The organism is Eubacterium ramulus (assembly GCF_003122485.1).
Lineage (GTDB): Bacteria > Bacillota > Clostridia > Lachnospirales > Lachnospiraceae > Eubacterium_I > Eubacterium_I ramulus_A.
The window spans coordinates 1-568 of record NZ_JRFU01000231.1; the positions used below are offsets into that span (position 1 = coordinate 1).

1 protein-coding gene is annotated in these 568 nt (G+C 42.4%); it reads left to right on the forward strand.

The window, feature by feature from the left end; all coding sequences use genetic code 11:
• Window positions 1–145 precede the first annotated feature (145 nt).
• A complete protein-coding gene (locus LG34_RS16870; protein ID WP_181369404.1) occupies window positions 146–502 on the forward strand; it encodes a hypothetical protein in 357 nt (118 codons plus the stop codon).
• The last annotated feature ends 66 nt before the right edge of the window (window positions 503–568 follow it).

The window sequence follows — 568 nt, forward strand, 5'->3', positions numbered from 1 at the left end:
ATAGATGTTAATCCTTCTGGAGGATTATTTATATATTTTTTGCGTAATTGGGCTTGGAGATTTTTTTCTGGAAAATCTGCAGGGATTAACTACTCTGAAAATCTATCAGGCAGACCAGCAGAAAGCGGAGGACGATGCCTGCCGTATGGAACATATCGTCAGTGATGATTCGATCATGTGCTTAAACTCTTTTTTGCGCAATGACGGAAGGTATCAGCGTGCAATCACCGGATATAATCCGCATAGCCGTTATGCGGTGGGAACGTATCCCGGAATTATGGGAATTTATCAGATATCGGAGGAAACCTGTCCGAGACGACTGGCAGAGGAATTTTATGATTACAAGCGCGACATTCTGTTAAATGTGGAACTTGGAAAATCACATTTTGTGTTACAGAAAAAAGAAGAAAATGAGGCAGTCAGAAAGTTTTGCCGGAGCTTGAAAAAGGAAAACGGTCAATTGACATCATCAGTTGTCTGGAGCAGGGGCGTTACGAGGTAAGGATTGCACTGTTTCAGGTATATCAGATGGGAGATGACTCCCACCTCTATAGGTGGTGAGAAACAA

Bases quoted from the DNA above. Each gene is read 5' to 3' on its own strand.
- LG34_RS16870 (WP_181369404.1), top strand. From the start codon at position 146: ATGGAACATATCGTCAGTGATGATTCGATCATGTGCTTAAACTCTTTT.